The sequence below is a fragment of the Bacteroides sp. genome (genome assembly GCF_029057325.1).
Classification (GTDB): Bacteria; Bacteroidota; Bacteroidia; order Bacteroidales; family Bacteroidaceae; genus Bacteroides.
This window is the reverse complement of sequence record NZ_JAICZW010000192.1, coordinates 1-8439: the sequence shown is the minus strand read 5'-3', so window position 1 is coordinate 8439 and position 8439 is coordinate 1. Positions and strand designations below refer to the sequence as shown.

General features: G+C 45.3%; 9 protein-coding genes. 8 read left to right on the top strand and 1 reads right to left on the bottom strand.

Translation table 11 applies throughout. The features are described from left to right. Positions 1–391: 391 nt before the first annotated feature. The 8 genes from hisH to K2G43_RS12770 all read left to right on the top strand — a co-directional run bounded on the left by hisH (position 392) and on the right by K2G43_RS12770 (position 7262). Positions 392–982: an imidazole glycerol phosphate synthase subunit HisH gene (gene hisH, locus K2G43_RS12805; RefSeq protein WP_300155852.1), complete on the top strand. Its 591-nt coding sequence runs from the start codon at positions 392–394 to the stop codon at positions 980–982. Beyond that, positions 979–1698, top strand: coding sequence for a 1-(5-phosphoribosyl)-5-[(5-phosphoribosylamino)methylideneamino]imidazole-4-carboxamide isomerase (gene hisA, locus K2G43_RS12800; protein ID WP_297644888.1), 720 nt, complete (start codon positions 979–981; stop codon positions 1696–1698). Before hisH ends, hisA begins: the two co-directional genes overlap by 4 nt. A 96-nt stretch (positions 1699–1794) precedes the next feature. Next, on the top strand, positions 1795–2556 hold the full coding sequence (gene hisF / locus K2G43_RS12795) for an imidazole glycerol phosphate synthase subunit HisF (protein ID WP_300155848.1): 762 nt from the start codon (positions 1795–1797) through the stop codon (positions 2554–2556). Between the two features lie 27 nt (positions 2557–2583). Continuing rightward, positions 2584–3192: a bifunctional phosphoribosyl-AMP cyclohydrolase/phosphoribosyl-ATP diphosphatase HisIE gene (gene hisIE, locus K2G43_RS12790; RefSeq protein ID WP_300155845.1), complete on the top strand. Its 609-nt coding sequence runs from the start codon at positions 2584–2586 to the stop codon at positions 3190–3192. Positions 3193–3221: 29 nt separating this feature from the next. Beyond that, the gene (locus tag K2G43_RS12785; protein ID WP_297644882.1) at positions 3222–3932 is read left to right on the top strand and encodes an ATP-binding cassette domain-containing protein; all 711 of its coding nucleotides are present in this window, start codon (positions 3222–3224) and stop codon (positions 3930–3932) included. A 50-nt stretch (positions 3933–3982) separates the two neighbouring features. Further along, positions 3983–5302, top strand: coding sequence for an aspartate kinase (locus K2G43_RS12780; protein ID WP_300155841.1), 1320 nt, complete (start codon positions 3983–3985; stop codon positions 5300–5302). A gap of 193 nt (positions 5303–5495) precedes the next feature. Next, positions 5496–6656 (top strand): diaminopimelate decarboxylase, encoded by a 1161-nt coding sequence (gene lysA / locus K2G43_RS12775; RefSeq protein WP_297645454.1) that lies wholly within the window; start codon positions 5496–5498, stop codon positions 6654–6656. 123 nt (positions 6657–6779) lie between these two features. Next, positions 6780–7262, top strand: a complete 483-nt coding sequence (locus K2G43_RS12770) for a ferritin (RefSeq protein ID WP_297645457.1) — start codon at positions 6780–6782, stop codon at positions 7260–7262. 89 nt (positions 7263–7351) lie between these two features. On the opposite strand, the gene kbl is transcribed toward K2G43_RS12770, so the two are convergent. Continuing rightward, positions 7352–8439 (bottom strand): glycine C-acetyltransferase (kbl, locus tag K2G43_RS12765; RefSeq protein ID WP_300155836.1); only part of this gene is annotated, 1088 nt, incomplete at its 5' end.

Below are 8439 nucleotides of genomic sequence, written 5' to 3'. Positions count from 1 at the left end.
TGAACTAACGCACCATTCTTTCAAGTATTGTTGCTATCTCTCTCGATTGCGGTTGCAAAGGTAGGCATTTTTTTGATTTCTGCAATAGCTATGATGAATTTTTTTTTGAATATTTTTTGCTGGTTCTCTTTTCTTCTTCATAAAGAGGGACTTGTGTGCGAAAAAAGTTTGTTGGTGTTGCCTGTCGTTTTAGTAAGTCTGTTTGAAAGCAGTTTTGTTACCGATTGAACTTTTTTTCTTGTGAAAAGCGAAGCAATTTTTTCTCTTTCTTAAACTTTGTGCTTGAAAAATTCGCAGTTCTGCAATAAATCGTTATTTTTGCGGACTAAAACTACGTGTGTTGCAATTAGGAAAATGAGATTTGTTTAAAAATGAATAGTTGACGGTTGAAATGAAAGTAGCGATTATCAAATACAACGCGGGTAATATCCGGTCGGTGGATTATGCCTTGAGGCGTTTGGGAGTGGAGGCAGTGGTTACGGCGGATGAGGCCGTGCTGCGTGCCGCTGACAAGGTAATCTTTCCCGGTGTGGGCGAAGCGGAGACAACAATGCGCTTTTTGCGTGCCAATAGCATGGACAAGTTGCTGAAAGAACTGCGTCAGCCTGTGTTGGGCATTTGCTTGGGCATGCAGTTGATGTGCCGTCATTCTGAAGAGGGGAATGTGGATTGTCTGGGTATTTTTGATGCCGATGTGAAGCGTTTTGTTTCTTTGAATCCTGAGGACAAGGTCCCTCACATGGGTTGGAATACAATTGCACAGACAAACAGCGCTTTGTTCAAAGGGTTTGCAGATGAGGAGTTTGTCTATTTTGTGCATAGCTACTATGTGCCTCTCGGCGATTGCACGGCGGCCGTAACAGATTATATCTCTCCATTTAGCGCAGCCTTGCATAAAGATAATTATTATGCTACGCAGTTCCATCCGGAAAAGAGCGGAAGTGTGGGCGAACGTATATTGCAGAATTTTTTGACACTATGATAGAACTGATTCCCGCCATTGATATCATTGATGGTAAATGTGTGCGCCTTTCGCAAGGCGATTATGATAGCAAGAAGGTGTATAATGAGAATCCTGTAGAGGTAGCTAAGGAGCTTGAGGGTTGTGGCATTCGCCGGTTGCATGTTGTTGACCTTGACGGTGCTGCTTCGCATCATGTGGTGAACCATCGCACATTGGAGCAGATAGCGACGCACACTTCGCTGCTGATTGACTTTGGTGGCGGTGTGAAGAGCGATGAAGATTTGAGGATAGCCTTTGAAAGTGGGGCGGCAATGGTGACTGGAGGCAGTGTGGCGGTCAAAGAGCCGGAGTTGTTTTGTCGTTGGCTTCAAACGTACGGTGCGGAGAAAATCATTCTTGGTGCCGATGTGAAAGACCGCAAGATTGCTGTCAACGGTTGGAGGGATGAAACTGTTTGTGAACTCTTCCCCTTTTTGCAGGATTATGTGGAGAAGGGAATTCGTAAGGTCGTTTGTACGGACATCGGCTGTGATGGCATGTTGCAGGGGCCTTCAACAACTTTGTATAAGGAGATACTGCGGCGGCATCCTGATCTCTGTCTGATTGCCAGTGGCGGAGTAAGCTGTATAGAAGACATTCGGGTATTGGAGGCTGCCGGTGTGCCTGCCGTTATTTTCGGGAAGGCGCTTTACGAAGGGCGGATTACGCTGAAGGAATTGGAAAGCTTCTTGTAAATGGAGGGTGTAAAAAAAGTATCGGAAGTTAGAAAGAGTTATCGGCTGATAACTCTGCTAACGATGGAATTGATTTATTAATTTGAACATAGAATCGTGTTAGCAAAAAGAATTATCCCTTGTCTTGATATCAAAGATGGACAGACAGTGAAAGGAACCAATTTTGTGAATCTTCGTCAGGCGGGCGACCCGGTTGAACTGGCTCGTGCGTATAGTGAACAAGGTGCTGATGAATTGGTTTTTTTGGATATCACAGCCAGTTATGAGGGCAGGAAAACTTTTACAGAACTGGTGAAGCGTATTGCCGCCAACATCAGTATCCCCTTCACCGTAGGTGGAGGAATTCACGAACTTGCCGATGTGGACAGGTTGCTGAATGCCGGTGCGGATAAAATATCCATCAACTCGTCCGCTATTCGTCGTCCGGAATTGATTGGTGAGATAGCGAAACACTTTGGCTCGCAAGTGTGCGTGCTTGCTGTAGATGCCAAGCAGACGGAAAAAGGCTGGTGGTGCTATTTGAATGGAGGACGAGTGGAGACGGACAAAGAACTGTTCGCGTGGACTAAGGAGGCGCAAGAGCGTGGAGCCGGTGAGGTGCTGTTTACCAGCATGAACCATGATGGCGTGAAAACCGGTTATGCCAACGAAGCTCTTGCCATGCTTGCCGGAAGGCTTTCCATTCCCGTTATCGCTTCGGGAGGGGCCGGGGCAAAGGAACACTTCCGTGATGTCTTTTTGCAAGGAAAGGCGGATGCGGCATTGGCTGCCAGCGTTTTTCATTTCGGAGAAATTAAAATTCCCGAATTAAAATCGTATCTTTGCGCCCATGGAATTCCCATGCGACTGGTTTGGTAATATTTATATAAATGATTGATATCAAAAATGTTGGATTTTGACAAGATGAACGGACTTGTTCCGGCAATTATACAAGATGCGGATACCGCAAAGGTGTTGATGTTGGGCTTCATGAACAAAGAGGCCTACGATAAGACATTGGAAACCGGAAAGGTGACTTTCTTTAGCCGTACTAAGAATCGCCTTTGGACGAAAGGGGAGGAAAGCGGCAATGTGCTGAACGTGGTTTCCATCAAAACGGATTGTGATCAGGACACTCTGCTTATTCAGGTACATCCGGCAGGTCCTGTTTGCCATACAGGGACGGACACTTGTTGGGGTGAAAAAAACGAGCAGCCCGTTCTGTTCTTGAAAACGCTTCAGGACTTTATCAGCAAGCGGCATGAAGAGATGCCGGGAGGCTCTTATACGACTAGTTTATTTCAGTCTGGTGTCAACAAGATGGCACAGAAAGTAGGTGAGGAGGCCGTAGAAACCGTAATTGAAGCCTGCAACGGTACGGACGAACGTCTGATTTACGAAGGTGCCGACTTATTGTATCATCTGATCGTATTGCTTACTTCCAAAGGATATCGCATCGAAGATTTAGCACGTGAGTTGGAAGAGCGTCATAGTGACACTTGGAAGAAACACTGATTGATTGAAATTTGAAAAGAAGAAAATAGATGGGGGCGGGCGAAACGCTGATACGATATAAAAATGTAGAGATACACCAACAGGAGTTGTGCGTTCTCAGTGAAGTGAACCTGGAGTTTCATAAGGGGGAGTTTGTGTATCTGGTTGGTAAGGTGGGGTCTGGTAAGACAAGCCTGCTGAAGACTTTTTATGGCGAATTGGATATCACATCGGGTGAAGCGGAAGTGCTGGGCTATGAGATGCGTCGTATCAAGCGTAAGCATATTCCGCAATTGCGCCGTAAGCTGGGCATCGTTTTTCAGGATTTTCAGTTGTTGACAGACCGTACCGTTTATGATAATCTTGATTTTGTGCTCCGTGCTACCGGTTGGAAGAACAAGGGTGAGATAAAAGGCCGGATTGAAGAGGTGCTGGAACTTGTGGGGATGAGCAGTAAGGGTTATAAGTTTCCCAATGAATTATCGGGAGGTGAGCAACAACGTATTGTGATAGCACGTGCTGTGCTTAATTCACCGAAGATTATTTTGGCAGACGAGCCTACCGGAAACCTAGATGTGGAAACCGGACGCGCCATTACGGAATTGTTGCGTAGTATTAGTGAAGCGGGTTCTCTGGTGGTGATGACTACGCATAATATGCGGCTGTTGCATGAGTTTCCCGGCAAGGTGTATCGTTGTTATGACCATCAGATTACGAATGTTACGGCAGAATATGTGGCTTCGGTGGTAAAAGAAGAATAAAGATAGTGAATAGAAAAATATGTAACAATTTTAATATAAGGAGAAGGAAAATGAAAGTTTTAAAGTTTGGAGGTACTTCGGTAGGTTCGGCGGTTCGGATGAAAGAAGTGGCCAAATTGATTGCCGATGGTGAATGTAAGATTGTGGTTCTCTCTGCCATGTCGGGTACCACAAACACATTGGTTGAAATTTCGGATTATTTGTATAAGAAGAATCCGGATGGTGCCAACGAGATTATCAACAAGCTGGAGAGCAAATATCGTCAGCATATTGACGAACTCTTTGCTACTCAGGAGTATAAACAGAAGGGACGTGAGCTTATCAAGTCTCATTTCGATTATATCCGTTCCTTCACTAAAGATCTCTTTACCTTGTTTGAGGAGAAGGTAGTGCTGGCACAAGGAGAGTTGATTTCTACGGCTATGATGAATTTCTATCTGCAAGAGTGTGGTGTGAACTCTGTATTGCTTCCGGCTTTGGAATTCATGCGTACGGACAAGAATGCGGAGCCTGATCCTGGTTATATCAAAGAAAAACTTCATGTTCAGCTGGAGTTGCATCCCGATGCTGATGTTTACATCACGCAAGGTTATATCTGTCGCAACGCTTACGGCGAGATAGATAATCTGCAACGTGGTGGCAGTGATTATACGGCCTCTTTGATTGGTGCGGCCATTGATGCTTCCGAAATCCAGATATGGACGGATATAGACGGTATGCACAACAACGATCCCCGCATTGTAGATAAGACTGCTCCGGTGCGTCATCTTCATTTTGAAGAGGCTGCTGAGTTGGCCTATTTTGGTGCCAAGATTCTTCATCCTACCTGTATTCAGCCGGCTAAGTATGCCAATATCCCTGTCCGCCTGCTCAATACGATGGATCCTACGGCTCCGGGAACGTTGATTTCGAATGATACGGAGAAGGGAAAAATCAAGGCGGTTGCTGCCAAGGACAATATTACGGCTATCAAAATCAAGTCCAGTCGAATGTTGCTGGCACACGGTTTCTTGCGCAAGGTATTTGAAATTTTTGAAAGCTATCAGACCTCTATCGATATGATTTGTACTTCGGAGGTGGGAGTATCGGTTTCTATTGACAACATCAAACACCTGAACGAGATTCTGGATGACTTGAAGAAGTATGGTACGGTGACGGTGGACAGGGATATGTGCATCATCTGCGTAGTTGGTGATTTGGAGTGGGAAAACGTTGGCTTTGAGGCAAAGGCGCTGGATGCCATGCGCGATATACCGGTTCGCATGATTTCCTTTGGCGGTAGCAACTACAATATCTCTTTCCTAATTCGCGAGGCAGATAAGAAAGCGGCATTGCAATCGCTCAGCAATGCGTTGTTTAACGAAGAATAAAAGAATCATTCGTAAAAATGTGTAGAAGTTAAGGAGTTAAGAAGTTACGCCCATGGCTTTCTGCGGTAAAGTATTCTAGGTTTAAGCTATCAGTTTAACTCCTTAATTCCTTTACTCCTTTTGATTATAACATATCGATTACTAGAGAAGTGATATTCTTTTTTTATAAACTAAACAAAGTGTATAATAAAGTATGAAAGGAGCATTCCCCATTAATAAGTTTCGCGAACTTCGTACTCCCTTCTATTATTATGATATGAAGGTGTTGCGTGATACGCTTTCCACGATTCGTACGGAAGCGGCAAAATATAGTAATTATGTGGTGCATTATGCCGTGAAGGCGAACGCCAATCCTAAGTTGCTTGCAGTGATTCGTGAGAGCGGATTGGGAGCCGATTGCGTGAGTGGCGGTGAAATACGTGCCGCTGTCAAAGCTGGTTTTCCTGCAAGTAAAATTGTATTTGCAGGGGTCGGTAAGGCCGATTGGGAAATTAATTTGGGATTGGATTATGATATTTTCTGCTTCAATGTAGAGTCTGTTCCCGAATTGGAAGTCATCAATGAGTTGGCGGCGGCTAAAGGAAAGGTGGCGAATGTTGCTTTTCGTATCAATCCGAATGTCGGGGCGCATACCCATGCCAATATCACCACCGGACTGGCTGAAAATAAGTTTGGCATCAGTATGGAGGATATGGATTATGTTATTGGGATTGCACAGGAGATGAAGAATGTGAAGTTCATCGGGTTGCATTTTCATATCGGTTCCCAGATTCTGGATATGGGGGATTTTGTAGCTTTATGCAATCGGGTGAATGAATTGCAGGATAAATTGGAGGCACGCCAAATTCGCATTGACCATATCAATGTGGGAGGAGGATTGGGAATTGATTACACCCATCCCAATCGTCAGGCTATACCTGATTTCAGGACCTATTTCATGACTTATAACAGTCATTTGAAGTTGCGTCCTTATCAGACACTCCATTTTGAGTTGGGGCGTGCAGTGGTAGGGCAGTGTGGCTCATTGATTTCCAAGGTGCTTTATGTGAAACAGGGGGCCAATAAGCGATTCGCCATTTTGGATGCAGGTATGACAGATTTGATTCGTCCGGCACTTTATCAGGCATATCATAAGGTTGAAAATATCACTTCGGATGCTCCGGTGCAGACTTACGATGTAGTAGGGCCTATTTGTGAGTCGTCAGATGTGTTTGGCAAGGTTATTGATTTGAACGGTGTACAGCGGGGCGATCTGATTGCACTTCGTTCGGCAGGGGCTTACGGTGAGATTATGGCTTCGGGCTATAATTGTCGTGAGTTGCCGCAAGGATATACGTCAGACGAACTGGTATAAGAATAGTGCCGGTTGGTGCAGGCAAAATGCTTTATCTTTTTTGATTAAAAAATGTTATCCGATGAACAAAGTTGCTTGTATTCTCATTATATTTGTAATCATTTCAATTTAATAATTCCGATTATGATAACAGAAAAATTACAAAATGCAATTAATCAGCAGATTACAGCTGAGATGTGGTCATCTAACCTTTATTTGGCAATGTCTTTCTTTATGGATAGAGAAGGTTATTGTGGTATGGCTTCCTGGTTGAAGAAACAAGCAACAGAGGAGAATGAGCATGCTTATGAGATGGCTTCTTATATGATTAAGCGTGGTGGTAAGGCCAAAGTAGATAAGATTGACGTTGTTCCCAATGATTTCGGTACTCCGCTGGAAGTCTTTGAGCAAGTCTATGAACACGAATGCCGTGTATCCAAAATGATTGACGAGTTGGTAGATGTCGCTTCTGCCGAGAAGGATAAGGCTACGCAAGATTTCTTGTGGGGATTTGTTCGCGAACAGGTGGAAGAGGAAGCTACAGCTGCTGGTATTGTGGATATGCTCAAGAAAGCCGGTGCTGCCGGTCTTTTCTTTGTAGATGCGAAACTGGGTGAACGCAAGTAATCTGATAGTAAAGAACCGAAAATAGAGAAAGGGTGTCTGCGATTAAACTTCGGCAGCCACCCTTTCTGTTTTTTGTATGCTTGCTTTTCTTATTTCAGCACACCTAATTCTTTGCCTACCTTGATGAAAGCGGCAATACACTTGTCGAGATGTTCCTTCTCGTGTCCGGCGGAAATCTGTACGCGGATGCGTGCCTGACCTTTCGGTACAACGGGATAGTAGAATCCGGTTACATAGATGCCTTCTTCCTGCATGCGTGCCGCATATACCTGAGACAGTTTGGCATCATACAGCATCACGGCGCAAATAGCACTCTGTGTGGGCTTGATGTCGAATCCGGCGGCGGTCATCTTGTCGCGGAAGTAGTTCACGTTTTCCATCAGTTTGTCATGTAGCGTGTTGCTTTCCTTCAACATCTTGAATGTCTCAAGGCTGGCGCCGATGATGCCCGGGGCCAAAGAGTTGGAGAACAGATACGGACGGCTGCGCTGACGCAACAGGTCGATGATTTCCTTGCGTCCGGTAGTGAAGCCGCCTAGAGCACCTCCGAAGGCTTTTCCTAAAGTTCCGGTATAGATGTCAACACGTCCGTAAGTGCCATATTGTTCGCTGACACCGTGTCCGGTAGGACCTACTACACCGGCGGAGTGTGATTCGTCCACCATAACCAACGCGTCGTATTTTTCGGCAAGGTCGCAGATTTGGTCCATTGGAGCCACATTGCCGTCCATGGAGAACACGCCGTCTGTCACGATGATACGGAAACGCTGTTCCTGAGCCTCTTGCAGACATCTTTCAAGGTCGGCCATGTCAGCGTTGGCATAACGATAGCGTTTTGCTTTGCAGAGGCGTACACCATCGATGATGGAAGCGTGGTTTAGGGAGTCGGAGATGATGGCATCTTCGTCAGTGAAGAGAGGTTCGAATACACCGCCGTTGGCATCGAAGCAGGCAGCATAAAGAATAGTGTCTTCTGTCTGGAAGTAGTCGGAAATGGCAGCTTCCAACTCTTTGTGGATGTCTTGCGTTCCGCAGATGAATCGTACGGATGACATTCCGTAACCGCGTTGTTCCATAATTTTCTGAGCGGCGGCAATCAGGCGCGGATGATTGGACAATCCCAAATAATTGTTGGCGCAGAAATTCAATACTTCCTTGCGTTTCACTGTGATTGCAG